The sequence below is a fragment of the Solwaraspora sp. WMMB335 genome (genome assembly GCF_049179075.1).
GTDB lineage: Bacteria > Actinomycetota > Actinomycetes > Mycobacteriales > Micromonosporaceae > Micromonospora_E.
Genome location: NZ_JBMHMF010000001.1, coordinates 7,236,908 through 7,262,575, shown reverse-complemented (window position 1 = coordinate 7,262,575; position 25,668 = coordinate 7,236,908). Strand labels below are relative to the sequence as shown.

The 25,668-nt window shown below is 71.0% G+C and carries 17 protein-coding genes and 1 pseudogene; 5 read left to right on the top strand and 13 right to left on the bottom strand.

Annotated elements, in window-relative coordinates; all coding sequences use genetic code 11:
* Positions 1-105 precede the first annotated feature (105 nt).
* The 9 genes from tpiA to uvrA form a co-directional block, all read right to left on the bottom strand.
* On the bottom strand, positions 106-870 hold the full coding sequence (tpiA, locus tag ACN27F_RS31330) for a triose-phosphate isomerase (protein ID WP_421440574.1): 765 nt from the start codon (positions 868-870) through the stop codon (positions 106-108).
* 35 nt (positions 871-905) lie between these two features.
* The gene (locus ACN27F_RS31325) at positions 906-2,111 is read right to left on the bottom strand and encodes a phosphoglycerate kinase (RefSeq protein WP_421439065.1); all 1,206 of its coding nucleotides are present in this window, start codon (positions 2,109-2,111) and stop codon (positions 906-908) included.
* Positions 2,108-3,112 (bottom strand): type I glyceraldehyde-3-phosphate dehydrogenase, encoded by a 1,005-nt coding sequence (gene gap / locus ACN27F_RS31320; protein ID WP_421439064.1) that lies wholly within the window; start codon positions 3,110-3,112, stop codon positions 2,108-2,110. The genes ACN27F_RS31325 and gap overlap by 4 nt, the downstream gene beginning before the upstream one ends.
* Positions 3,113-3,376: 264 nt before the next feature.
* Positions 3,377-4,357: a DNA-binding protein WhiA gene (whiA, locus tag ACN27F_RS31315; RefSeq protein ID WP_421439063.1), complete on the bottom strand. Its 981-nt coding sequence runs from the start codon at positions 4,355-4,357 to the stop codon at positions 3,377-3,379.
* A gap of 77 nt (positions 4,358-4,434) precedes the next feature.
* The gene (locus tag ACN27F_RS31310) at positions 4,435-5,421 is read right to left on the bottom strand and encodes a gluconeogenesis factor YvcK family protein (protein ID WP_421439062.1); all 987 of its coding nucleotides are present in this window, start codon (positions 5,419-5,421) and stop codon (positions 4,435-4,437) included.
* Positions 5,418-6,293, bottom strand: a complete 876-nt coding sequence (rapZ, locus tag ACN27F_RS31305) for an RNase adapter RapZ (RefSeq protein WP_421440573.1) — start codon at positions 6,291-6,293, stop codon at positions 5,418-5,420. Before rapZ ends, ACN27F_RS31310 begins: the two co-directional genes overlap by 4 nt.
* 224 nt (positions 6,294-6,517) lie before the next feature.
* On the bottom strand, positions 6,518-8,485 hold the full coding sequence (gene uvrC / locus ACN27F_RS31300; protein ID WP_421439061.1) for an excinuclease ABC subunit UvrC: 1,968 nt from the start codon (positions 8,483-8,485) through the stop codon (positions 6,518-6,520).
* A 39-nt stretch (positions 8,486-8,524) separates the two neighbouring features.
* The gene (locus ACN27F_RS31295; RefSeq protein WP_421439060.1) at positions 8,525-9,010 is read right to left on the bottom strand and encodes a Rieske (2Fe-2S) protein; all 486 of its coding nucleotides are present in this window, start codon (positions 9,008-9,010) and stop codon (positions 8,525-8,527) included.
* A 150-nt stretch (positions 9,011-9,160) separates the two neighbouring features.
* Complete coding sequence (gene uvrA, locus ACN27F_RS31290; protein ID WP_421439059.1) at positions 9,161-12,145, bottom strand: excinuclease ABC subunit UvrA; 2,985 nt, start codon at positions 12,143-12,145, stop codon at positions 9,161-9,163.
* Positions 12,146-12,623: 478 nt separating this feature from the next.
* Here uvrA and ACN27F_RS31285 point away from each other — a divergent pair, with 478 nt between their 5' ends.
* Entirely contained in the window at positions 12,624-13,721 is a 1,098-nt protein-coding gene (locus ACN27F_RS31285) for an LCP family protein (protein ID WP_421439058.1), read from the top strand.
* Positions 13,722-13,731: 10 nt separating this feature from the next.
* Here ACN27F_RS31285 and rsgA read toward each other — a convergent pair.
* Positions 13,732-14,812: pseudogene (rsgA, locus tag ACN27F_RS31280) on the bottom strand (ribosome small subunit-dependent GTPase A); the annotation flags it as partial.
* Positions 14,813-15,025: 213 nt separating this feature from the next.
* On the opposite strand from rsgA, the gene ACN27F_RS31275 reads away from it, so the two are divergent.
* The 3 genes from ACN27F_RS31275 to ACN27F_RS31265 all read left to right on the top strand — a co-directional run bounded on the left by ACN27F_RS31275 (position 15,026) and on the right by ACN27F_RS31265 (position 18,183).
* Positions 15,026-15,679, top strand: a complete 654-nt coding sequence (locus tag ACN27F_RS31275) for an MBL fold metallo-hydrolase (protein WP_421439057.1) — start codon at positions 15,026-15,028, stop codon at positions 15,677-15,679.
* Between the two features lie 324 nt (positions 15,680-16,003).
* Complete coding sequence (locus ACN27F_RS31270; protein ID WP_421439056.1) at positions 16,004-16,441, top strand: eCIS core domain-containing protein; 438 nt, start codon at positions 16,004-16,006, stop codon at positions 16,439-16,441.
* Positions 16,442-17,610: 1,169 nt separating this feature from the next.
* Positions 17,611-18,183, top strand: a complete 573-nt coding sequence (locus tag ACN27F_RS31265; protein WP_421439055.1) for a hypothetical protein — start codon at positions 17,611-17,613, stop codon at positions 18,181-18,183.
* A gap of 73 nt (positions 18,184-18,256) precedes the next feature.
* On the opposite strand, the gene ACN27F_RS31260 is transcribed toward ACN27F_RS31265, so the two are convergent.
* From ACN27F_RS31260 to ACN27F_RS31250, 3 genes are all read right to left on the bottom strand, one after another.
* Positions 18,257-20,710 (bottom strand): low temperature requirement protein A, encoded by a 2,454-nt coding sequence (locus ACN27F_RS31260; protein ID WP_421439054.1) that lies wholly within the window; start codon positions 20,708-20,710, stop codon positions 18,257-18,259.
* Between the two features lie 698 nt (positions 20,711-21,408).
* Positions 21,409-22,236 (bottom strand): N-acetylmuramoyl-L-alanine amidase, encoded by an 828-nt coding sequence (locus ACN27F_RS31255; protein ID WP_421439053.1) that lies wholly within the window; start codon positions 22,234-22,236, stop codon positions 21,409-21,411.
* A 434-nt stretch (positions 22,237-22,670) separates the two neighbouring features.
* Positions 22,671-23,207 (bottom strand): MarR family winged helix-turn-helix transcriptional regulator, encoded by a 537-nt coding sequence (locus ACN27F_RS31250; RefSeq protein ID WP_421439052.1) that lies wholly within the window; start codon positions 23,205-23,207, stop codon positions 22,671-22,673.
* Positions 23,208-23,366: 159 nt separating this feature from the next.
* Between ACN27F_RS31250 and ACN27F_RS31245 the strand changes: the two genes are divergently transcribed.
* The gene (locus ACN27F_RS31245) at positions 23,367-25,499 is read left to right on the top strand and encodes an MMPL family transporter (RefSeq protein ID WP_421439051.1); all 2,133 of its coding nucleotides are present in this window, start codon (positions 23,367-23,369) and stop codon (positions 25,497-25,499) included.
* Positions 25,500-25,668: the final 169 nt, after the last annotated feature.

Sequence of the window (25,668 nt, the reverse complement as noted above, 5' to 3'; positions counted from 1 at the left end):
CGTAGACCGAGAGTTGGCCGCCGGTAGCGGCACGATGCCGCAGAGGCATGATCATGCCTCTGCGGCATCAGAGCTTGCGACGATATGGTGGCCGGTGCCGACAGGTCAGCGCTTGACGTGCTCCGGGAAGCGGGCGATCTGCGCGAACTCGTCGGCGTCCAGGCTGGCCCCGCCGATCAGGGCACCGTCGACGTCGACCTCGGCCATGATCGCGGCGATGTTCGCCGCCTTGACCGAGCCGCCGTACAGGATCCGGGTCTGGTCGGCGGTGGCCTGGTCGTACGACTCGGCCAACCGGGTCCGGATCGCCCCGCACACCTCCTGCGCGTCGGCCGGGGTGGCGGTCTTGCCGGTGCCGATCGCCCACACCGGCTCGTACGCGATGACGACCTTGACCACCTGCTCGGCGGTCAGCCCGGCCAGGGCGGCGTCGACCTGGTCGCGGCAGTGCGCGACGTGACCGCCGGTCTCCCGCACGTCCAGGCCCTCGCCGACGCACAGGATCGGGGTGATCCCGTTGGCCAGCGCGGCGGCCACCTTGGCCTTGACCACCGCGTCGTCCTCGTTGTGGTACGCGCGCCGCTCCGAGTGGCCGACCGTCACGTACTGGCAGCCGAGCTTGGCCAGCATGGCCCCGGCGATGTCGCCGGTGTAGGCCCCGGAGGCGTGCGGCGACAGGTCCTGGGCACCGTACCCGATGGCCAGCTTGTCCCCGTCGATGAGGGTCTGCACGCTGCGCAGCGCGGTGAACGGCGGCAGCACCACCACCTCGACATCGGTCAGCTGCTGCTCGTTCAGGCTGAACGCCAGCTTCTGGACCAGCGCGATGGCCTCCAGGTGGTTGAGGTTCATCTTCCAGTTGCCGGCCATCAAGGGCCGGCGGACAGCGATGTCTGGCACTGGTCTCACTTCTCCAGGGCGGCGATGCCGGGGAGGGTCTTGCCCTCCAGGTACTCCAGCGAGGCGCCCCCGCCGGTCGAGATGTGCCCGAACGCGGACTCGTCGAGGCCGAGCGCCCGCACCGCGGCGGCCGAGTCGCCCCCGCCGACCACGGTGAACCCGTCGACCTTGGTGATCGCCTCGGCGACGCCACGGGTGCCGGCGGCGAACGCGGCCATCTCGAACACGCCCATCGGCCCGTTCCAGAACACGGTCCGCGCCCCGGACAGGGCCTCGCTGAACACGGCCACGGTGCGTGGCCCGATGTCCAGGCCGAGCCGGTCGGCCGGAATCGCCGTGGCGTCGACCACGTCGTGGGCGGCGTCCGGGGCGAACGCGGTGGCGGCCACCACGTCAACCGGCAGCACGATCTTTCCGGCGCCGCGCTGGAGCAGCTCGGCGCAGGTGTCGACCATGTCGGTCTCCAGCAACGAGGTGCCGACCTCGTGGCCCTGGGCCTTGAGGAAGGTGAAGCACATGCCGCCGCCGACCAGCAGCTTGTCGACGGTGGGCAGCAGCGCCTCGATCACGGCGAGCTTGTCGGAGACCTTCGACCCGCCGAGCACCACCACGTACGGCCGCTCCGGCTCGCCGGTCAGCCTGGCCAGCACCTCGACCTCGCGGTGCACCAGCTTGCCGGCGACGTGCGGCAGCCGGGCCGGTACGTCGTACACGCTGGCGTGCTTGCGGTGCACGGCGCCGAACGCGTCGTCGACGTACGCGTCGGCGAACGCCGCCAGCTGGTCGGCGAAGGCTCCCCGCTCGTCGGCGTCCTTGCTGGTCTCCCCCGGGTTGAACCGCAGGTTCTCCAGCAGTGCGACCTCGCCGGCGCCGAGCCCGGCCACGACCGCGCCGGCGGACTCACCGACGGTGTCGGTGGCGAAGGCGACCGGGGCGCCGAGCAGCTCGCCGAGGCGGGCCGCGACCGGCGCCAGGGTGTACTTCGGGTCCGGGGCGCCCTTGGGCCGGCCCAGGTGCGAGCAGACCACCACCGCCGCGCCGGCGTCGCGCAGCGCGGTCAGGGTGGGCAGCACGGCCCGGATCCGGCCGTCGTCGCTGATGACTCCCGGCCGGTCCTTCGCGAAGGGCACGTTCAGGTCGGCGCGCAGCAGCACGCGCCGACCTGACACACCCTCGGCGAGCAGGTCGTCGAGAGTGGCTACCGGGCTCACAGCGACGCGCCCACCAACTTGACCAGGTCGACCAGGCGGTTGGAGTAGCCCCACTCGTTGTCGTACCAGCCGACCACCTTGACCTGGTCACCGATGACCTTGGTCAGCCCGGCGTCGAAGATGCAGGACGCCGGGTCGGTGACGATGTCGGCCGACACGATCGGGTCCTCGGTGTAGGTGAGGACGCCGGCGAGCGGGCCCTGCGCGGCGGCCTTCACCGCGGCGTTGACCTCCTCCACCGAGGTCTCCCGGCCGACCGTGACGGTCAGGTCGGTGGCCGAGCCGGTCGGGATCGGCACCCGCAGCGCGTAGCCGTCCAGCTTGCCCTTGAGCTCCGGCAGCACCAGCCCGATGGCCTTGGCGGCACCGGTCGAGGTCGGCACGATGTTCAGCGCGGCGGCGCGGGCCCGGCGCAGGTCCTTGTGCGGGCCGTCCTGCAGGTTCTGGTCCTGGGTGTACGCGTGGATGGTGGTCATCAGACCGCGCTCGATGCCGAACGTGTCCTGCAGCACCTTGGCCATCGGGGCCAGGCAGTTGGTGGTGCAGGAGGCGTTCGAGATGATGGTGTGCGTGGCCGGGTCGTACTTGTCGTCGTTGACGCCGAGCACGACGGTGAAGTCCTCGTTCTTGGCCGGCGCCGAGATGATCACCTTCTTGGCGCCGCCGTCGACGTGCGCCTTGGCCTTGGTCGCGTCGGTGAAGAAGCCGGTCGACTCGATCACCACGTCGGCGCCGAGGTCGCCCCAGGGCAGCTTGGCCGGGTCCCGCTCGGCGAGCGCCTTGATGGTGTGGCCGCCGACGGTGATCTCGTCGCCGCTGGCCTTCACCTCCTGCGGCAGCCGGCCCAGGATGCTGTCGTACTTCAGCAGGTGCGCGGTGGTCGCGGTGTCGCCCAGGTCGTTGAAGGCGACAATCTGGATGTCCGCGCCGGAGGCGAGCACCGCCCGCGTGAAGTTACGGCCGATCCGGCCGAAGCCGTTGATGCCAACCCGGATGGTCACAGGTCCCATCTCCTCGCTTCTCGCCCGCCCGGACGCTGGGGTTGCCGGGCGGATGTGGTGTGCGCCGACCGCTTGGCGGGCCGGGCGCCGATGAGTTGAACTCGGCCGCCCACGTCGCAGCCTGCGGCTCGGGCGGAACACCCGAGGCGGTGGTCGCGGCGGGGAGAGCCGGGTGCCGGCCCCGTCGCCGTACACCTGCGACCCTATCCGAGAAGCCCGTGCCGCGTTGCGCCGGGGCGGCCGATCCCCGGGCCGTGAGCGGTGTCACCCGACGAGCATCTCCGTGGTCACCGCGTCCTCGGTGTCCGGAATGCCGAGATCCCGGGCCCGCTTGTCGGCCAGCGCCAGCAGCCGCCGGATCCGCCCGGCGATCGCGTCCTTGGTCAGCGGCGGATCGGCCAGCGCCCCGAGCTCCTCCAACGACGCCTGACGGTGCTCCAGACGCAGCCGCCCGGCCGAGGTCAGATGGTTCGGCGCGTCGTCGGCGAGGATCTCCAGCGCCCGGGTCACCCGGGCCGCGGCGGCCACCGCGGCGCGGGCCGAGCGGCGCAGGTTGGCGTCGTCGAAGTTGGCCAGCCGGTTCGCGGTCGCCCGCACCTCGCGGCGTACCCGGCGCTCCTCCCAGGTCAGCACGCTGGAGTGGGCGCCGACGCGGGTGAGCAGCGCGGCGATCGCGTCACCGTCCTTGACCACCACCCGGTCGACGCCGCGCACCTCGCGGGCCTTGGCGGTGATGCCGATCCGGCGGGCCGCGCCGACCAGCGCGAGGGCCGATTCCGGCCCCGGGCAGGTGATCTCCAGGGCGCTGGAGCGGCCCGGCTCGGTCAGCGAGCCGTGCGACATGAACGCCCCGCGCCACGCCGCGACCGCGCAGCAGACGTTGGCCGACACCAGATGTGGCGGCAGGCCCCGCACCGGGCGCCCGCGCACGTCCAGCAGCCCGGTCTGGCGGGCCAGCGCCTCACCGTCGGTGACCACCCGGATGATGTAGTGGTTGCCCTTGCGCAGCCCGCTGGGGCTCAGGACGTGGATCTCGCTCGCGTAGCCGTACACGTCGGCCACCTCGCGGCGCAGCCGGCGGGCCACCGCGTTGGTGTCGAGCTCCGCCTCGACGACGACCCGCCCGGCGACGATGTGCAGCCCGCCGGAGAACCGCAGCAGCGCGGCCATCTCGGCGCGGCGGCAACAGGGCTTGGGTACGTCGACCCGGCTCAGCTCGTCCTTGACGGCAGCGGTCATCGCCATAGTCATTCACCTCACGCGGGCCGTTGGCGGCGGGTGCCGGTGCGTACGGGCGGGCGCCGGTACACGTACGTACGTGCTTAACGAGCGGAACCCAGGACAGGCACCAGAGCGGCACCCAGCGCGACGGGATCGTGCCGGGGGCTGCCGTCGGCGACCGCCAGGGGGGCGAGCGTCAAGCGTGCACCCAGCGATTCTGCCGCACGGGTGGCCGGTTCGGGATCGCCGACCGCCGTCCCGTCGGCGAGCACCGTGTCGACCTGCAGCTGCGGCAGGTACCAGGCCAGCGCGGCGAGGTGGTCGGCGACCGACAGCCCGAGGGTCTCCTTCTCGGCCGCCAGGTTGAGGTTGACCAGCCGGCGGGCCGGACTGGCCACGATCGCCGCCGCCAGCTCGGGCACCAGCAGGTGCGGGATGACGCTGGTGTACCAGCTGCCCGGACCGAAGATCAGCCAGTCGGCGGCCTGGACCGCCGCGACCGCCGGTCGGCAGGCGGCCGGCGCCTTGGGCAGCAGCCGCACCGACTCGACCCGGCCCCGGGTGACGGCGACCGCGTGCTGGCCGCTGATGGTCACCACCTCGGTGGGGCGGCGCGGATCCCCGCCCAGCACGTCCGCGTCGATCGACACCGGTTCGCAGGACATCGGCAGCACCCGGCCGGTCGCGCCGAGCAGCCCACCGAGGTGGTCGAGCGCGGCGACCGGATCGCCGAGCAGCTCCATCAGCCCGCAGAGCACCAGGTTGCCGACGGCGTGTCCGGTGAGCGGATCGGGCTGGTCGCCGGGCGGCGCCTCGCCCGGCACCGGCCCGAACCGGTGCTGGAGCAGCCGGGCGGTCAGCTGGGCGGCCGGTTCCGGCCCGGCCAGTGCGGCGAGCGCCTGGCGCAGGTCGCCGGGGGGCAGTGCGCCCCGGTCGGCGCGCAGCCGTCCGCTGGACCCGCCGTCGTCGCCGACGGTGACCACGGCGGTGACGTCCAGGTCGAGCCGGGCCGCCGCGTGGCGCAGACCGCGCAGCGAGGCCGCCAACCCGTGCCCACCGCCGAAGGCCACCACCCGCAGAGCACTCACTCGCGCCCCAGGTCACGGTGCTGGGCGTTGACCGACAGCCGGGCCTGCCGCAGCCGTACGGCGAGTTCCTCGGCGATGGCGACGCTGCGGTGCTTGCCACCGGTGCAGCCGACCGCCACGGTCAGGTAGCGCTTGCCTTCCCGCTCGAATCCGGCGGTGGTGGCGTTGATCAATTCGGCGTAGCTGCGGACGAACTCGTCGGCACCGGCCTGACTGAGCACGTACCCGCTGACCGAGGCTTCCCGGCCGGAGTATTCGCGCAGTTCCGGCACCCAGTACGGGTTGGGCAGGAACCGGGCGTCGATCACGAAGTCCGCGTCGGGCGGCAGCCCGTACTTGAAACCGAACGACAGCACGGTGACCCGCAGCCGGCGGGCGTCCTCACCGCCGAACAGCTCCTCCACCCGGCGGCGGAGCTGGTTTTCGTTCAGGTGGCTGGTGTCGATGATCACGTCGGCCTGCTCACGCGCCTCGGCCAGCAGCTCCCGCTCGGCGGCGATCCCATCGGCCAGCCGACCGTCGCCCTGCAGCGGGTGCGAACGCCGGACGCTTTCGAACCGCCGGATCAGCACGTCGGCCGCCGCGTCGACGAAGACCACCCGGGGCTGGTAGCCGCGGTCCTTCAGCGCCCGGATCGCCCCGGCCAGGTCGGTGGAGAAGGCCCGGCTGCGCACGTCGAGAACCATGGCGGTACGGCGGGCCGCGCCGCCAGCGCGCATCGCCAACTCGGCCATGTCCAGCAGCAGTGCCTGCGGCAGGTTGTCCACCACGTAGTAGCCGACGTTCTCCAGGGCACGGGCCACCGTGCTACGGCCGCCGCCGGACACCCCGGTCACCACCACCAGCTGGGCCTCGGTCGGTTCGGTCGAGATCCCGGCCGGCTTGCCGTCGTGTACCGCGCTGCCGGCCAGGTCGTCACCGGCCGGTGCCGGCTGACCCTCGGGCCCCGCCGGAACCTGTTCGTACGTGACGTCGTCGTACGTGACGTCCCGGGTGACGTCGTCTCCCGGGCTCAGGCTGTTCTGCCTCACGGTCCTCCCGCCCAAGGGTGGGCCACGCGCGCCCGATGCGCGCCGGCCGGCACCACAGATGGATTCTAGGTGCGATCTGCGGTGCTTTGCGGCGACCCGGCCAGCGCAGCGACGATCGTCTCCGCGGTACGCCGGCCGATGCCCGGCACCGCGACGATCTCCTCGACGGAGGCCGTGGCCAGTCGACGGACCGAACCGAAGTGCCGCAGCAGCGCCTTGCGCCGGACTTCACCGAGGCCGGGCACCTGGTCCAGCCCGGAAACGACCATCCGTTTCGACCGGCGCTGCCGGTGATAGGTGATCGCGAACCGGTGCGCCTCGTCCCGGATGCGCTGCAGCAGGTACAGCCCTTCCGAGGTACGGGGCAGGACGACCGGATAGTCGTCACCGGGCAGCCACACCTCTTCCAGTCGTTTCGCCAGGCCGCAGAGCGCGACATCGTCGATGCCGAGCTCCGCGAGCACCCCGGCGGCGGCCCGCACCTGCGGCGCGCCGCCGTCAACCACGATCAACTGCGGCGGGTACGCGAACCTGCGCGGACGCCCGGTCTGCGGATCGATCGCGTCGACCGGCGCCGGGCCGGCGCCCGAGACCGGATCAGCGCCCGGGACCGGATCAGCGCCCGGGACCGGGTCGGTTGTCGCCGACCGGCCACGGGCGAAACGGCGGCGGAACACCTCCGCGACGGCCGACAGGTCGTCGGTGGCTCCCCGCACCGCGAACCGGCGGTACTCGCTCTTGCGCGGCAGGCCGTCCTCGAACACCACGAGGCTGGCCACCACGTCGGTGCCCTGGATCTGTGACACGTCGACGCACTCGACGCGCAGCGGCGCGGTGGACAGCCCGAGTGCTTCGGCGATCTCCTCCAGCGCCTGGCTGCGGGTGGTGAGGTCACTGGCGCGGCGCAGCTTGTGCCGGGTCAACGCCTCGCCGGCGTTGCGGGCGACCGTCTCCAGCAGCGCCCGCTTGTCGCCGCGCTGCGGCACCCGCAGTGTCACCCGGCTGCCGCGTCGGGTGCTGAGCCAGTCGGCCAGCGCGGCGGCGTCCGGCGGCAGCTCGGGCACGAGCAGCTCCCGGGGTACGTCGGTCTCGCCCTGTTCGGGGCCGTACACCTGGGTGCAGAAGTGGTGCACCAGGTCGCCGGTGGTCAGCTCCTCGACCTTCTCCACCACCCAGCCCCGCTGGCCACGGACCCGCCCGCCCCGGACGTGGAACACCTGGACGGCCGCTTCGAGCGGATCCTCGGCGAACGCCACCACGTCGGCGTCCGTGCCGTCGCCGAGCACCACCGTCTGTTTCTCCATCGCCCGGCGCAGCGCCGCGACGTCGTCGCGCAGCCGGGCGGCCCGTTCGAACTCCAGAGCCTCGGCGGCGGCGTGCATCTCGCGATCCAGCCGGCGGACCATGGTGTCGGTGCGTCCGGCCATGAAGTCGCAGAACTCCTCGACGATCGCCCGGTGCCCGCTCTCGTCGATGCGGCCCACACAGGGCGCGGAGCACTTGCCGATGTCACCGAGCAGGCACGGTCGGCCGACGTGCGCCGACTGCTTGAACACCCCGGCGGAGCAGGTGCGGGCCGGGAAGACCCGCAGCAGCAGGTCGAGGGTCTCGCGGATCGCCCAGGCGTGCGAGTACGGCCCGAAGTAGCGCACCCCTTTGCGTTTGGCGCCCCGCATCACCTGCAGTCGGGGAAACTCCTCGTCGAGGGTGACCGCCAGGTAGGGGTAGGACTTGTCGTCGCGGTAGCGGACGTTGAACCGTGGGTCGTATTCCTTGATCCACAGGTACTCCAGTTGCAGCGCCTCGACCTCGCTGCTCACCGTGACCCAGTCCACCGAGGCCGCGGTGGTGACCATCTGCTGGGTGCGTTGGTGCAACTGCCACAGGTCACCGAAGTAGGAGTTGAGCCGGCTGCGCAGGCTCTTGGCCTTGCCGACGTAGATCACCCGGCCGGTCGGGTCACGGAACCGGTACACCCCGGGCGCGTCCGGGATCGTCCCGGACGCGGGGCGGTAGCTGGACGGATCTGCCATCGCGGCCAGCCTAGTGCAGCGCGGTGACAGTGCCGGATGTCAGGCGACGGCGATGTTCTCGCCGTCGACGGTCACCGTCTTCTCCTCCAGCGCATCGGGTGCCGGGCCGGACAGTACCGAACCGTCCACGATGGAAAAGCTGCTGAAGTGGCAGGTGCAGTTGATCGTCCCGCCGTCGAGGTTGGCGACCGGGCACCTTTGGTGGGTACAGACGTTGCTGAACGCCTTGAACTCGCCCTCGGTGGGCTGGGTCACCACGATGCCCTGCGCGGCGAGGATGATCCCACCGCCGACCGGCACCTGGCTGGTGGTGAGGCCGTCTCCGGCGGCGTCGTCGCCACCAGTGTCACCGTCACCGGTCGCACCGGAGTCGATCGGCTCGGTCGCGGCACCGCTGCCCAGTTCGTCGTCGTTCCCCGTGCCACACGCGGCCAGCGCCACACTCGCCCCGATCCCGCCCGCCCCGAGCAGCACGATCCGGCGGTTGGTGGCGTTGGCGTCGGCCGTTGTACGGTGCTCACTCATATGTGGTAGCCCTTCCTCATTCGGTTGCCACGGCTGGTCGTCCGTGACCACGCCCGTAGCTACGGCTGCGCGTCGCAAACGGTTCATCCCGTTATGACGGCATGACCATGATTGATCCGAAGTCGTGGACGCCGCTGTGCGGTCGCTGTGTCAATGCTGTGCGACCGGCTCGGCCGCCCGCCGCGGGCCGGAACCACGCTTCGCTCTGGTCGACGCGCCGGCTGGCCGGCCGGACCCGCCGTTGGCCTTGGCCGCCCGGGCGGACGCGGCGGCTGCTCCGCCGGCGTCGCCGGTCAATCCGAGGACCGGACGCAGGAACGCCCCGGTGTGGCTCTGCGGCACCTCGGCGATCTCCTCCGGCGTGCCGGTGGCCACCACGGTGCCACCCCGGTGGCCGCCCTCCGGACCCATGTCGATCAGCCAGTCCGCGGTCTTGATCACGTCGAGGTTGTGCTCGATGACGATGACGGTGTTGCCCTTGTCGACCAGCCCGGCCAGCACGGTCAGCAGTTTGCGGATGTCTTCGAAGTGCAGCCCGGTGGTCGGCTCGTCGAGCACGTACACGGTCCGCCCGGTCGAGCGCTTCTGCAGCTCGGCGGCGAGCTTGACCCGCTGCGCCTCGCCGCCGGACAGCGTCGGCGCGGGCTGCCCCAGCCGCACGTAGCCCAGACCGACGTCGACCAGGGTCCGCAGGTGCCGGTGGATCGCCGGGATCGCGCCGAAGAACTCGGCGGCCTCCTCGATCGGCATCTGCAGCACCTCGGCGATGGTGCGGCCCTTGTAGTGGACCTCGAGGGTCTCCCGGTTGTACCGGGCCCCCTTGCAGACCTCGCACGGCACATACACGTCCGGCAGGAAATTCATCTCGATCCTGATCGTGCCGTCGCCGGAGCACGCCTCGCACCGGCCGCCCTTGACGTTGAACGAGAACCGGCCCGGGCCGTAGCCGCGGACCTTCGCCTCGGTGGTCTCGGCGAACAGCCGGCGGACGTGGTCGAACACGCCGGTGTACGTCGCCGGGTTCGACCGGGGGGTGCGCCCGATCGGCGACTGGTCGACCCCGACGACCTTGTCCACGTGTTCCAGGCCGCTGATCCGGGTGTGTCGACCGGGCACCAGCCGGGCGTTGTTGATCTGGTTGGCCAGCACCGTGTAGAGGATGTCGTTGACCAGGGTCGACTTGCCGGACCCGCTCACCCCGGTGACGGCGATGAGCTGGCCGAGGGGGAAAGCCACGGTCAGGTTGCGCAGATTGTGCTCCCGCGCGCCGTGCACCACCAGCTCCCGGCCGGCGCTCACCGGCCGGCGGTTGGCCGGCACCGCGATGGCCCGCCGCCCGGACAGGTACGCACCGGTCAGCGACTCGTCGCTGACCAGCAGGCCGGCCACCGGGCCGCTGTACACGATCCCACCGCCGTGCTCGCCCGCGCCGGGGCCGATGTCGACGATCCAGTCGGCGGTGCGAATGGTGTCCTCGTCGTGCTCGACCACGATCAGCGTGTTACCCAGCCCGCGCAACCGGACCAGGGTCTCGATCAGCCGGTGGTTGTCCCGCTGGTGCAGCCCGATGGACGGCTCGTCGAGCACGTAGAGCACCCCGACCAGGCCGGAGCCGATCTGCGTGGCCAGCCGGATCCGCTGCGCCTCGCCGCCGGAGAGGGTGCCGGCCGGCCGGTCCAGCGACAGGTAGTCCAGCCCGACGTCGACCAGGAAACGCAGCCGGGCGTTGATCTCCTTGAGCACCCGCTCGGCGATCAACTTCTGCCGGTCGGTGAGCACCAGCCCGGCGAGCAGGTCGGCGCACTCGCCCACGGACAGCGCGGTCACCTCGGCGATGTTGCGCCCGGCGACGGTGACGGCCAGGACCTCGGGCTTGAGCCGCGCTCCGCCGCACGAACCGCACGGCACGTCGCGCATGTAGCCCTCGTACTTGTCCCGGGACCAGTCGGACTCGGTGTCGGTGTGCCGCCGCTCGATCCACTGCACCACGCCCTCGAAGCCGGTGTAGTAGGACCGCTCCCGGCCGTACTTGTTGCGGTAGCGCACGTGCACCTGGTCGTCGGCGCCGTACAGGATGGTCTTCTGCGCCCGGCTGGGCAGCTTGCGCCACGGCGTGTCCAGGTCGAAGTGCTCGGCGTCGCCGAGCGCGGCCAGCAGCCGCAGGAAGTACTCCTGGGTCTGCCCGCCCGCCCACGGCTGGATCGCGCCGTCGCGCAGACTGCGCTCGACGTCCGGCACCACCAGCTCGGCGTCGACCTCCTTCTTGGTGCCCAGGCCGACGCACTCCGGGCAGGCGCCGTACGGGGCGTTGAAGGAGAACACCCGCGGTTCCAGGTCCTCGATGGCCAGCGGGTGGTCGTTGGGGCAGGCCAGGTGCTCGGAGTAGCGCCGTTCCCGGGCCGGGTCGTCCTCGGCGAGGTCGACGAAGTCGAGCAGCACGATCCCGCCGGCCAGGCCGAGCGCGGATTCGACCGAGTCGGTCAGCCGCCGCCGCGCGCCGGGTTTGACGGCGAGCCGGTCGACCACCACCTCGATGGTGTGTTTCTCCTGCTTCTTCAGCTTCGGCGGCTCGGTGAGCGGGTGCACCACCCCGTCGACGCGGGCCCGGGCGTACCCCTTGGCCTGCAGGTCGGTGAACAGGTCGACATACTCGCCCTTGCGCCCGCGCACCACCGGGGCGAGCACCATGAACCGGGTGCCCTCCGGCATGGCCAGCACCCGGTCGACGATCTGCTGCGGCGTCTGTCGGGAGATCCGCTCGCCGCAGACCGGGCAGTGCGGCTCACCGACCCGGGCGAACAGCAACCGCAGATAGTCGTAGACCTCGGTGATGGTACCGACGGTGGAGCGAGGGTTGCGCGAGGTCGATTTCTGGTCGATGGAGACCGCTGGCGACAGACCTTCGATGAAGTCGACGTCCGGCTTGTCCATTTGACCGAGAAACTGCCGGGCGTACGACGAGAGCGACTCCACGTACCGACGCTGGCCCTCCGCGAAGATCGTGTCGAAGGCGAGGCTCGACTTGCCGGAACCGGACAGGCCGGTGAACACGATCAGCGCGTCGCGCGGCAGGTCGAGGCTGACGTCGCGGAGATTGTGCTCACGCGCGCCACGGATGGTCAATCGGTCGGCCACGGTCCGCCTGCTCCCGTAAAGGCTGGGGTGTACGAGATGTGAATTTTCAGCGCGGCGATCCGCGTCCCGCCCGGCGACGCTTCTCCGGCCCGGCTGGCAGGTGCGGACCGGCCAACGGATCGGGATCAGGGCGGGCACGTCGGATGCCCCGGCAACTCTAGCCCCGGGCTCCGACAAGTTCGGCGGACGCACCGCGTCCCCCGATCGGGGCATCGGACGGCCGGTGCCCGGAAACCATCCTCGCGGACCCACCAACTACGCCATACTCCTCATATTGGTCAAGTCACCCACTGGTCTCGCGTGGAGCTTCGGGGTTCCTCCACGCGTCAGCGGGCCGGCCCGTCCGATCGGGGGGTGGGACGGGTCGGCCCCCGCTGTGGCGTAGACCTGCTGGCTGGCGGCCTCGCCGAGTCGTCCGCCGGGGATCATCCGAGCCGGTGGTGTCAGCCCCGCCCATCAGGCCGTACTGTGTGATTCCATGCCCGAACCGGTAGCCGCCCCCGACACCGACCCGCGCCCGGCCGACGGCGCCATCGCCCACGGTGCCGACGCCCACGGTGCCGACGCCGGCACCAAGACGGCGCCGGGCCGACGCCGCGGCTGGCGTTGGTTACGGCTCACGCTGCTGATCTTCGGCCTGTCACTGCTGCTGGTGGTCGGCGGAGTGGCCACCGCCGGCTGGCTGTACGCCCGATCGGTCGAGTCACAGGTCGACAAGGTGGCGGTCTTCCCGGCCGTCCCGGAGGCCCAGCGCCCGGTCAAGGCGGTCGAGCAGGCGACCAACTTCCTGCTCGTCGGCAGCGACTCCCGGGATCCGGACACGTCGTCCGGCTCCCGCACCGACACCATCATCCTCGCGCACCTGCCGGCGGACCGGCAGAGCGTGCAGATGATCTCCATTCCGCGCGACACCTGGGTGACCGTCCCGGACGGCGACGGCGGCGAGGGGCCGAAAGACAAGATCAATTCCGCGTACGCCCGCGGCGGCACGCCGTTGCTGGTGCAGACCGTCGAGGCCTTCACCGGGGTGCGTATCGATCATGTCGTGCTCATCGACTTCGGCGGGTTCGCCGAGATCGTCGACGCGGTCGGCGGGATCGACCTGGCCGTCAACGAGACCTTCACCTCGGTCCACCCGCCGTTTCGGCAGTTCACCGCCGGCATCCAGCACATGGACGGACAGACCGCGCTGGACTACGCCCGGCAACGCAAGCAGTTCGCCGACGGGGACTTCACCCGCATGCGCCACCAGCAGGAGATCATCGCCGCCGTCATCGACCAGGCGGGCAGCAGCGGCCTGCTCACCGATCCCGGCCGGCTCAACGGCTTCCTGCGGGCGACCGCCGACGCGGTCACCGTGGACGAGAGCACCTCGGTCTTCGACACCGTGTGGGCGCTACGGCAGCTGCGCAGCGGTGACATGACGATGCTCACCTCGCCGTCGTCCGGCACCGGGCAGCAGCAGGGACAGAGTGTGGTCTTTCCCGACGAGCAGACCGCCGCCGGCCTGTACGAGGCGGTCCGCGCGGACACCCTCGACGAGTGGTTACGCGAGAACCCCGCCGCCGCCGGCTGACGGCGGGGCCCGCGCGACGGTCAGCGCTGCTGTCGGTAGCGCGCCCGGTTCTCCTTGGTGATCCGCTTCCACTTGGCCCGCTCGGCCGCGGCCAGCCGCACGTCACGGCGGCGCATCTCGTACGCCACCTCGCGCTGCAGCCGCTGCCAGTTCTCCCACCGGCGCCCGGTCAGGTCACCGGACTCCAGGGCGGCCCGCACGGCGCAGCCCGGCTCGTTGCCGTGACCGCAGTCGGCGAACCGGCAGGCCGCGACAAGCTCGGCCACGTCGGCGAACGCCTCGTCCAGTCCGGACGAGGCGTCCAACAGGCCCACCGCCCGCACCCCGGGGGTGTCCAGCACCGCGCCGCCGCCCGGGATGGGGATCAGCGCCCGGTACGTCGTGGTGTGCCGGCCCTTGCCGTCCACCCGCCGGATCTGCTGGGTGGTCATCACCTCGGCCTGCGCCAGTGCGTTGACCAGCGTCGACTTGCCGGCCCCGGACGGCCCGAGCAGCCCGAGTGTGCGCCCCGCGACGACGTACGGCCGCAGGTGGTCCAGTCCGTCGCCCCGCTGCGCGCTGACCGCGAGCACCTGGACGCCCGGAGCGACCGTGGCGACCTGGGCGAGCACGGCGGCCGGATCGGCGACCGCGTCGCACTTGGTCAGCACCACGATCGGCTCGGCACCGGATTCCCAGGCCAGTGCCAGGAACCGCTCGATCCGCCCCAGGTCGGGGGCCGGATGCATCGGCTCGACGACCGCAGCGGCGTCGACGTTGGCGGCCAGCACCTGGCCGGAGGCGTCCTTGTCGGCGGTACGGCGCACCAGCACCGTGCGCCGGGGCAACACCTGCTCGACGGTGATCCGGTCGTCGGGCCAGGTCCGCACCGTCACCCAGTCACCGGCACACGGCAGAGCGACCGGGTCGTTGGCGGCGGCGGCCAGGGCCGCCCCGGCGATACTCGCCCGCACCGGGCCGTCGGCGACAAGCACGGTGCACACGCCCCGGTCCACCCGGGTGACCCGACCGGGTCGCCGGTCACCGCCGGCGGCAGGCAGGGCACGGTCGAAGGAGGCGTCCCAACCGAGGGACGCGAGGTCGAACGTCATCGAAGAAACCTCGTCAGGTCCAGGGGCGCGCACCGGCCGGGCGGGCCGGATGACGCCGGGTGGAAGGGTCGGCGGGCAGACCGCAGGAGACAGTCACGGTCGCCACCACCTCCTTCCGTTCGAGCGCTGCCTGACGCGTCCGGGCAACGGTAACCTTCATCCGGCACTGCGGGAAACCCAATTCCGTCCCACCACGACCAGCAGGAGGAACCAGTGCCCTACCAGGGAGACGTCACGGTCGGCGGCGCGCCGGAGGTGCGCGAGCTGGCCGCACTGGTCATCACGAAGATCGCGGTCGGTCCGATGGACAACAACGCCTATCTGCTGCGCTGCCGGGCCACCGGCACCCAGGTGCTGATCGACGCGGCCAACGAGGCACCCCGCCTGCTGGAGTTGATCGGCCCGGCCGGGCTGGCTGCGGTGGTCACCACGCACCGGCACATGGACCACTGGGTGGCACTGGAGGAGGTGGTGGCGACCACCGGCGCGGCGTCGCTGGCGCACCCGGCGGACGCCGCCGAACTGCCGGTGGTCACCGGCACCGTCGACGAGGGCGACCTGGTCCCGGTCGGCGACTGCCGGCTGGAGGTGATCCACCTGGTCGGCCACACGCCCGGCTCGGTGGCCCTGCTCTACCGGGACCCCGCCGGGATCGCCCACCTGTTCACCGGCGACTCGCTGTTTCCCGGCGGGGTCGGCAACACCCGCGGCGACAAGGACGACTTCGCCTCGCTCATCGACGACGTCGAGCACAAGCTGTTCGACCGGTTGCCTGACGAGACCTGGTTCTACCCCGGTCACGGAAAGGACTCCACCCTCGGGGCCGAACGCCCGTCCGTACCACAGTGGCGCGCTCGTGGCTGGTGATCGCCACGCTAGGCCGCCCGGTGTCCTGACTGGTCAGAAGGAGGCCCGCGATGCGCTCGGTTCGGGGTGAGATGGGCGAGGTGCCGGGTTGCGCCCGGGTGGCCGGGCGCAGGTCGCCGGTCGCCGGTCGCCGGTCGCCGGTCGCCGGTCGCCGGGGCGGATCACACGCCTGTTGGCGGAGCTGTCCATCCGCAGCACCCGCTGCTGGGGTTGCAGCGCCGGCACGGCAACCGGCGGGCGCGGGAGATCATTCAGGCGAAGCTGACGGTCGGTCCGGCGGCCGATCGGTTCGAGCGGGCGGCGGACCGGGTCGCGTAGCGGGCGATGGGGCGACCGGCGTCGCGGGAACCCGAGCCGGTCGGCTCGGTGGCGGACGCCGGGGGCGGCGTGGGTGCCGCAGCCGATCCGGCGGTGGAGCGGGCCGTGGCACGGGCGCGTGGTGGCGGGCGGACGGTGCCACGACGGGTACGGGACCGGATGGAGCAGGCGACCGGGGCTCATCTTGGCCCGGTGCGGTTGCACGTCGACGCCGAGGCCGATCGACTCAACGACGCGTTGGGTTCGAGGGGCGTTCACGCGGCGGCCACCGTAGCGGTACGTCGATGCGACGCTCGACGACGACACGTAGGTCGAGGAGCGGGGAAGCTGGTTCGCCAACGGCAGCGTCTTCGACCCCGACAAACTGAACCACCAGGAGCTGCGGATCAACCTGGAATGGGCCGACAACCCGGTCATCCGTTTCTCCGACGACTTCGAACCTGACTTGGGTCATGTAGGCGTACGACGATCGGTGCGGCGTTTCCGCTGAAGGAGCACCTTCGCACTGGATGGCGGCGCGTCGGCTTGACGGATACTTCACGGCAGGTCGCCGCGCCGAGACCGGAAGGTGATCGTGGCCCGGGTCGGGGTTCACCATGCCGCCGCCCGTGCTCGGCTGCCGGCTTACCCGTTGCCTGCCGCCGCTGAGCCCGTTGTGTCCGGCTGGACGGCGGCTGACCGTCGGTGGATGAGCCGGCGTAATCACGCACGGTCACGAATGTGATGTCACCTCCTGCCCATTTCGGGCACTGCGTCGTGCTGCCTCCGTCCAGCCATCGTCATGTCCGCGGCGAGTGGAGCCAGACTGACGTAATCCTTGGCTTTTGAGGTGTGCCAGAGTCCACTCGCGATGGAGATCCCGTGTTACCCGGGCCGGCTCCAGCTCCCTGGTCACCGTGAGTGACCCGACTGGGGTCATGTGGTGCGTACGACGATCGGTGCGGCGTTTCCGCTGGTGGCAGCGGTGCCGCCCGTTGAGCGCCCCGACCGGAGGAGCACCTTCGCTCTGGATGGCGGCGTGGCGGCTAGGCTTGATCATCCACATCAGATGCTCGCGTCTCTTCCGGGGCGTAGGGAAGTCGCCAAGATGGAACATCGTGCCGAGGTCAGGGTGTCGGTTAGTGCGCAGATTTCGACACGGTCGCGAGCAACACGGCAGGTCACAGCGCCGAGATCAGAAAATGATCTTCAACGTGACCCAACTCGGGGTACGTCGATGTGACGCTCGACGACGACACGTAGGTCGAGGAGCGGGGAAGCTGGTTCGCCAACGGCAGCGTCTTCGACCCCGACAAACTGAACCACCAGGAGCTGCGGATCAACCTGGAATGGGCCGACAACCCGGTCATCCGTTTCTCCGACGACTTCGACCTCGCCGTTCAGGCCGGGGTCGAGGCGAAGGTGTTCTACGCCACCGAGGCCCGGATAACGGAGTCGAACAACACGTTGAGCAGACTCAACGGACAGGTACGGTTCGTCAGGACGACCCGGCATCTCACCGTCGACGTCGGGCAGGGGTAACGAAGCGGCTGTACCAGGTCGAGCCGCAGAAGGTCGTCCAGGCGCAGGTCGCGGCGCTGTACGACGAAAACTCCTCGGCCCCGGTCCAGCCCGTGACCCCACCTCCCAGCGGCCTCGCCCTGCGCACCTCGCAGGACTGCGAGCAGATGTCGAGACACGTTCTCGGCTACCAGGACCACGATTTTGTCAAGCGCTGGTTCGACACCCTGTCCGCGGTCGTCGACGAGGTCGCGTACGAACTGGCGGACTTTGGTTACAAGGCGACGAAGGCAACCCCCGATCAGATCAAGGATCTGTTGATCGGAGCCCCCAACCGTCTTGCGAATGAGACGATCGACGCGCTCAGAGCGCTCGACGAGCAGTACGGCAACAAACTCCCCCCAGCTCTGGAAGAGGCTTTCAAAGAAACGCAATGTGAATCATCTCATGAAGCCGAAGATCGGCTCACAGTTGGTGACGTTGGCGCGCGGGAAGTGGCGGGACGTGCCCGGCCCGTTCCCGTACCACTACGGAGCGCGAACACCGGTGGTGGCGAAGACCCGCTCTTCTTCTACCTCTACGGCACCGACGCCAAAGCGGAGACCTGGCACGGCCGGTGGACCGGTTCGGACAGCTTCGCCGGCTACCCGCTGTCGTTCACCGATCGACTGCCGCTTCGCGACTGACCGAGCTGACCCGCTCGCCCGGCTCGCGGCGTCGCAACAGAGGGAATACGGTCACCGGTGGCCGGGACCCTTCTCAGCGCACCGGCGTGCGGTGCACCGCACGCCGTTCCCCGGACGAAAGCGTCTCGACCGTTACGAAGCCGATCACCACGACGGCGAGCAGGGCAAGACTCCACACCGTCGGCCAGGACGCGGCCACCGGGGCCAACACCGCCAGGGTGGCGGCGCAGCCGATCCGGAAGCCGCTGAGCCGGTGCCACACCCGCCACCAGAAGATCTGGTTGGCCGTCAGATAGCCCACCACCCCGCCGTAGAGCGCGACCTGGCCCAGCAGGTGCGGCACCGCCTGCGGGCGGTCGCCGTGCAGCGCCAGCATGTCGCGCAACCCGAAGGCGAACAGCATCAGCCCGGCCACCATCGGCAGATGCAGGTAGGTGTACGCGTCGCGGGCGAGCCTGGCCCGCTCGTCGCCGTGGGCCATTGCCAGCGTGTGCTGGGCGAGGTGTCCGTCGGCGTCGAAGTACGACCACCACAGTGCGCAGAGCACCGCCGCGGCACAGCCGAGGACGGCCAGGGTGAGGGTCGTGACTCCCCGATCGGTGCCGGGGACACCGGTGGAGATGACCACCTCCCCGAACGCCACCAACATGATCAACGCGAACCGGTCGGCCCAGTGCCGCGCCGATCGGATCTGCCACGGCCGCAGTCCGGTGCGGTAACGCCCGAAAAACTCGATCACGACGACGACACCCAGCACGACCGTGACGACAGCGTCGTCGGCCGCGGTGCGGATTCCCACCAACTCGGCCAATGCGCTGGCGCTCAGCAGCAGGAACGACACGGTGGCCCCGACGGCCGCGTGCCGGACGATCCGGCGCAGCTGCGCCACCTGTCGGCCCACCTGTCTGGCCAACAGCAGTTGGGCCAGCCGTGCGACGCCGTAAGCGGCCGCGATCACCGCCAGCCCGGGTATCGCGGCCGGATCGGGTTCGAAGATCTGCGGCAACGCGATGCCGAACACCAACGTCGCCGCGACGACCACGACCATCGCCACCCGCAGCGTCGCGTCCTCGGCACGCACCGCGTTGGTCACCCACGACACGCTGGACCAGCCCCACCACAGCAACGCGAGCAGGATCATCCCCTGCAGGATCCCGACCGCCGACTCCTGCCGGGCCATCAGGACCGTCACCTGGAGAAACGCGAACACGAAGACCAGATCGACGAAAAGCTCCTTGGACGTCACCCGGTCGATGTGCGCGATCTCCGGGTCGGCCACCTGGTGCAGTTCGCGATGGCGGCGCCGGAACACCGTACGGTCGGCGACCACCATCGCGCCGACCGCGCCGGCGAGCAACCCCAACGAGCCCAGCGGTGGCGATCCGGCGGCGACCGGGGCCAGCACCACCAGCAGCCCGATGCCGACAAGCGGGCTGCGTCCCAGCTGGCCGGTGGCACGCCGGTGAAAGCCGACCAGGCCGACCAGGTAGATCCCGGCCCCGACGAACAGCAGCACCGCGCTCGGCGCGTGCCACGGGTGCCCGCCTCCGCCCGCCGCGGCCCGCACCGCCTGCTTGAGTTCCAGCGCCAGCAGCAGCAGACCGACGATCATCGGCAGGTGCAACCCACTGTACGCGTCGCGCACCGCCTGTGAGCGGGTGTCCTTGCCGGCCTGCTCGATCGCCCGTTCGGTGACCGCCTTCGCGACGTCGAAATAGACCCACCACAGCACCGCGACGACGGCGATGCTCAACACCGCACCGGCCAGCAGCGGCCCGGTGATCGGCTGATCCCCGCCGAAGCCCTGGCTGGTGCCGACCGCGATGAGAGTCTCCCCGAGGGCGACCAGGACGACCAGGCCGTGCCGCTCACCGATGTGCCGGATCGACACCACCCGCCAGCGACCCCGCCCGACCGCGCGCACGATGCCGAAATCGACGACGACGGCGATCGCGAACAGTGCGAACCGCGCGTACTCCTCGTCCACCGTCGGTGGGAGGTACGGCGGCACCACGACGGCACCGGCCAGCGCCAGCCCACCGGCGAGTACGGTCAGCCAGGCGAGCCGGACCGGGCGACGCGCCGAGGGGCCGTCCGGCCACCACAGGTAGGTCATGATCCCCAGCACGATGCACCGAATCGCCAGGTAGCCACCGGCGACGACGGCGGGCCCGAGCGCCACGCCGGTGGGGTCGAACACCCGTGGGATCGCCACCCCCATCACCAGCAGAGTGATCGCGATGACGAACACGACCAGCGGCATGGCGCCCCGGTCCAGCTGCACGATGTTGCCCAGCCAGGCGCACGGCGTCCAGCACTGCCACAGCAGCAACGCCAGCAGCAGACCTTCGGCCAGCCCGAGCCACCCCAGCCGGTTGGCCGCCAGGGTGGTGACGCTGAGGAAGGCGTACACGAAGAACAGGTCGATGAAGAGCTCCATCCAGCTCACATCGCCGCCGGCCGCCTGCGTGCGGGCCACCAGGAGCCGCCGCGCGAGCGCAGCCTGGCGAGGTCCGCCCTGCGTCATCCACCCACTGTGTCAACGGGTCACACCGGCGCAGGTCACACCGGCGAAATCCACCGGTTCGATCCGTCGGCCGGCCACCTGTTCGGCCGCATGGTACCGCTCCCGGCTTCCGCCCGGTTTCCGATCATCGTGCCGGGACGATGGGCCACCACGACCAGGTCGCCGCGACGCAGCCGCAACACGGAGAGCACGGTCAGTCGACGACCGATGTTCAGGACAGCGCCCCCACCACCACGGTGGCGGTGCCGACGAGCACACCGTAGGCAGGCACCAGAAGCAGCGGCCAGGGAAGCGGTCGTGGCACCAGGACCTGATCCAGTCCATGACCACGAGATCGAAGAGATGCGCTAGCACTGCCAGCCCGACACCGAGTACGAAACCCGGCCCGAACCCGGCATCGCCGTCCAGCCTCGCCGTCAAGGACACCGCAGACCCCACCGCGACGCCCAGCAGGAGCAGGCCCATCAGCGCACCCATAACCCTGCCCACCCGTTCGCCCCGTGGACGCTGCGCTCCGTACCATCGGCGGCTCGGGGCCCTCCACCCCGCACCGGCATCTGCTGCCGGGGCCGACGGCCCGGGCTGGGCGGGCAGTGCCTGACACCGGGCGGTTCTGCTGCTCGAACCACCCCCGGCGTGCGGTGGGAGGACCTGACCCGGGCGCTGAGCGCGGTGCCGTGCGTCCCGGTCGCCGCCGGTCAGGTCTGCAGGAAACCCTGGGACACCCGGGCCTCGGCCAACAGCCGGGCACAGGCGCCGGGCTCGGCCTCGACGATGGTGGGCACCACGTCGTCGCCGGTGAGGCTGCGTAGGTAGCCGAGTTCGGCCGGTCCGATGTGCCGGACCTTACCGCTGTCGTGCACGACGAAGATCGGGTTCGGGGTCTGGGTGGTGCACTGTACGAGGTACATGGCAGGGTCTCCCGCGTCGTCGAGGTCGTCGATGATCCATCGTGGAGCCGGTGGTTGCGGCGGCGGTGGCGGCGGTTTCGGCGTGATGATCTGTTGCGCCCTGGCCACGATCGTCGGCTTCTGGGCGACGATCGCCGGCCCCGGGCACTGGCTGTGGCCCCAGTCGAAGCCGTGTTCGGCGCCCATGCTGTGGTGGCCGAGACCGCGCTCGTTCGGGCTGCTGGCGTTGCGGACCGGGATGCCATGTTCCTGGTGCGACCGGGCCAGCAGCTGCGCGTTGGCCTCCACCTGCTGCGGGGTCAGCCGGTCCGGCAGGAACCCCTCGTTTTCGATGCTGAGCCAGGCGCGGTTGCCCGCCCGCTGCGTCCACGCCCGGATCTCGGTGTCCACCATCTGGGCGATCCGTCCGTCCTTGGCGACCACGAAGTGTGAGGAGACCCGGGACGCGGGATTGCGTTGCCAGGCGATCGTGCCCTCGAAGTAGCCGGCGGCGATGTGCACCACGATGCCGTGGTGTGCGTCGAGGCGGTCCTCCGGCTCGTTCAGCCCGCCGGTACCGTTGCCGCTGTTGACGGTCGGACCCCGCCAGGTGGCGAGGTCGGTCCAGATTCCCATGAGGGGTTGCCTCCTTTCCCAGCCGGTCGCTTTCCCAGTCGGTCGCCGCGCTGCGTGGTGTGGGAAACCTGTTCGACCAAGCTGTACGGGTGCGGCCGGACCCGGCCGGTGGACCGGTCCGGCGCGGGGCGCCAGCGGCCGGGCGGGCGCCACCCACCGCTGAATGTCCAGTGCGAGCCCCGGACGGTCGCCCCGGTGGCTCGCTTCGGCCGCTGCGCCGCCAACGGCGCCCACGCGCCCGGCCGATCGTCCAGTGCCGCCATCACTAGTGGACGAAAGGCCCCTCCGGCAGTGCCTTGCCTCAAGAATAGCGCGACCAGCAAGCTTCTGACCAGGGGAAATAACTCAGAGTATGCAAACCGATACACAGAGGCATAGCCATCCCCTGTGGTTGGTCGACCGGTCGGACTCGCCCGTGGCGCCGCCGCGCCGCGCTACCCGGGCCGGTCGTGCGCGGCGGCTCTGACCTCGTCCCGGTGCGCGCGGGTCGAGGCCTGCATCGCCGCCAGGAAACGGCGGATCGTGTCGAGTTCGGCGTCGCTGAACTCGGCCATCACCACGTCGGTACGTCGACCAAGCGGCGCAAAGAACTCGCGGGCCAGCGCGGCGCCGGCAGCGGCGTACCGCAGCCGCACCTTGCGCCGGTCGCTCGCATCGCGGTCGCGACGCAGGTGCCCGCCTCGCTCCAGCCGGTCCACCAAGGCGGTGACCGAACTGGAGGTGAGATTCAGTTGGGCACCGAGCTCACCCGACGTGATCGGCGTACCGGCCTGCTCGGCGTCCATCACGACGATCAGCGCCTGCAGATCGGTGGTGTGCAGGCTGTGCGCCGCAGCGAACGCGTGGCCGACCTGCCCGGCGTCGACCGTGTAGCTACGCAGCCGGCGGATGATCTCGGCCACCACAGCCTGCCGGCCACCCGGCCGGCGCCCCCATACGCCGGTGCCTGATCCGTATCCGTCCGTGCCCAATCCACCCTCCGCGGCTCGTCCGGTCGCCACACTATCCCAGCCACGCTGTAGCCTCGATGGTCGAGATACTCGGCGGTCGCAATATCTTGCCACCGCCGGCTGACTGCCGCAGATGGACCGGTTGTGCGCGATCGGCGTGGATCCGAAACGAGGTCACCTATGACAACCAGCGCCGGAACACGACTGGCGAGCATCATCTGCGGAAAATGGAGCGCCTGGCTCGTCCTGCTCACCGCCGCAGCGGCCTCCGCCCTGGTCGTCGCCCTGGCCGGCGACCCCCGCACCGGTGACGACCCGACCGGTGCCCTGCCCGACACCGCCGAATCCGTCCAGGTCGCCGAGCTACGCCGGCAACTGCCCGGCGGCCAGATCAACCCGGCGCTGATCGTGTACGCACGCGGTGGCCGGCCACTCACCGCCGCCGACGAAGCGGCCATCGCCGCCGACCGCGAGGCCTTCACCGAGGCGGCCGTCGGCGGCGAGGTCGGCCCACCCGTCTTCGCCCCCGACCGCACCGCCGCCCTGGTCGCCGTACCGCTGCCCGCCGAGATCGGCATCGAGGAACTCGACACCGTGGTGGGCCGGCTACGCGCCCAGGCCAGCAGCGGCCTGCCCGCGGGAACCACCGCCGAACTCACCGGCGGCGCCGGATTCACCGCCGACGTCGCCGCCGCCTTCGACGGTGCCAACATCACCCTGCTGGTCGTCACCGTCGCGGTCGTCGCCACCCTGCTGCTGATCACCTACCGCAGCCCATGGCTCTGGCTCGTACCGCTGGCCGTGGTGGGCACCGCCGACGTGGTCAGTAACGGACTCATCGCCATCGTCAGCCGCGCCGTCGATCTACAGATCGACCCCTCCACCACCGGCATCGTCGACGTCCTCATCTTCGGTGCCGGCACCAACTACGCCCTGCTGCTCATCGCGCGCTACCGCGAGGAACTACGCCGCGAACCCGACCGCCGCCACGCACTGCGCCGGGCCCTCGGCTCCGCCGGCCCGGCCGTCGCCGCCAGCGCCCTCACCGTCGTCCTCAGCCTGCTCACCCTGCTCGCCGCGATACTGGCCAACGACCGTGCGATCGGCCTCGCCGGCGCCGTCGGCATCACCACCGCCGCCCTGTACGCCCTGGTCGTGCTTCCCGCCGGGCTGTCGGTCTGCGGCCGCGGCCTGTTCTGGCCCTTCGTGCCCCGGCCCGGCCAGCCCGATCCCACCCGCACCGGACTCTGGGCCAGAGCCGGCGACCTGGTCAGCCGTCGCCCCCGGACCGTCCTGGCCGGCTCGCTGCTGCTGCTCGCCGTCCTCGCCACCGGCCTGGTCGACACCCGGCTCGGGCTCAGCAAGACCGAACAGTTCCGGGTCAGCGCCGAATCGATCGACGGGCTGGCCACCCTGTCCCGATCCTTCCCACCCGGCACCGCCGACCCGGTGATCGTCGTCGCCGACGCCGACCATCAGCAGCAGGTGCTCGTCGCCGCCGGCTCGGTCGACGGCGTGGCCAGTGTCCACCCGGGCGGCGGCGACGCCGACCTGACGGTCGTCGAAGTCGTCCTGCGCGCCGAACCCGACAGCGCCGCCAGCTACCAGGCCGTCCGCGACCTGCGCGCGGCGGTCGGCGCCGTTGCCGACGCGCAGGCGCTGGTCGGTGGCACCGTCGCGGCCAACCTCGACACCCGCGACGCGGCCCTGCGCGATCTGCGGGTCGTCGTACCACTGGTCTTGGTCATGGTTCTGCTGGTGCTGGTCGTGCTGCTACGGTCCCTGGTCGCCCCGCTGGTCCTGGTGGGCACCGTGGTGGCGACCTACTTCGCCGCGCTCGGTGCCGCCACCGTGCTGTTCACCAGGGTCCTCGGCTACCCGGCGCTGGCCACCAGCGTGCCGCTGCTGGCCTTCCTCTTCCTGGTCGCGCTCGGCGTGGACTACAACATCTTCCTCGCCACCCGGGCCCGCGAGGAGGCACCGTCGGTCGGCACCCGGCACGGCATGCGGACCGCGCTCGCCGTCACCGGCGGCGTCATCACCAGCGCCGGCGTCCTGCTCGCCGCGGTGTTCGCGGTCCTCGGCGTACTGCCGCTGGTCACCCTCACCGAGATCGGTGTCATCGTCGGCTTCGGGGTGCTACTGGACACCCTGCTGGTACGGACCCTGCTGGTGCCCGCGATCGCGATGGTGACCGGCCGCCGATTCTGGTGGCCCAGCCCGCTCGCCCGCCAGCCGGACCCACCGCACGACGCCGTTCAGAACGACAAGCACTCGCAGCCGGTCATCAGCGCCCGCACGTTCTCCACGTAACGGGCGTTCGGGGACCGGACCGGCTCGGTACGCACCCGGTCGGTGCCGGCAACGCACCAGCACGCCGTACCGGCATCTCGGCCTCCCATGGTGGTCTACGGCCCCGGACAGGTACCGCCGTCGGTCGAGCGTCGTGGCCGACGGCGTACGGCGGGGTCCCGGTCACGAC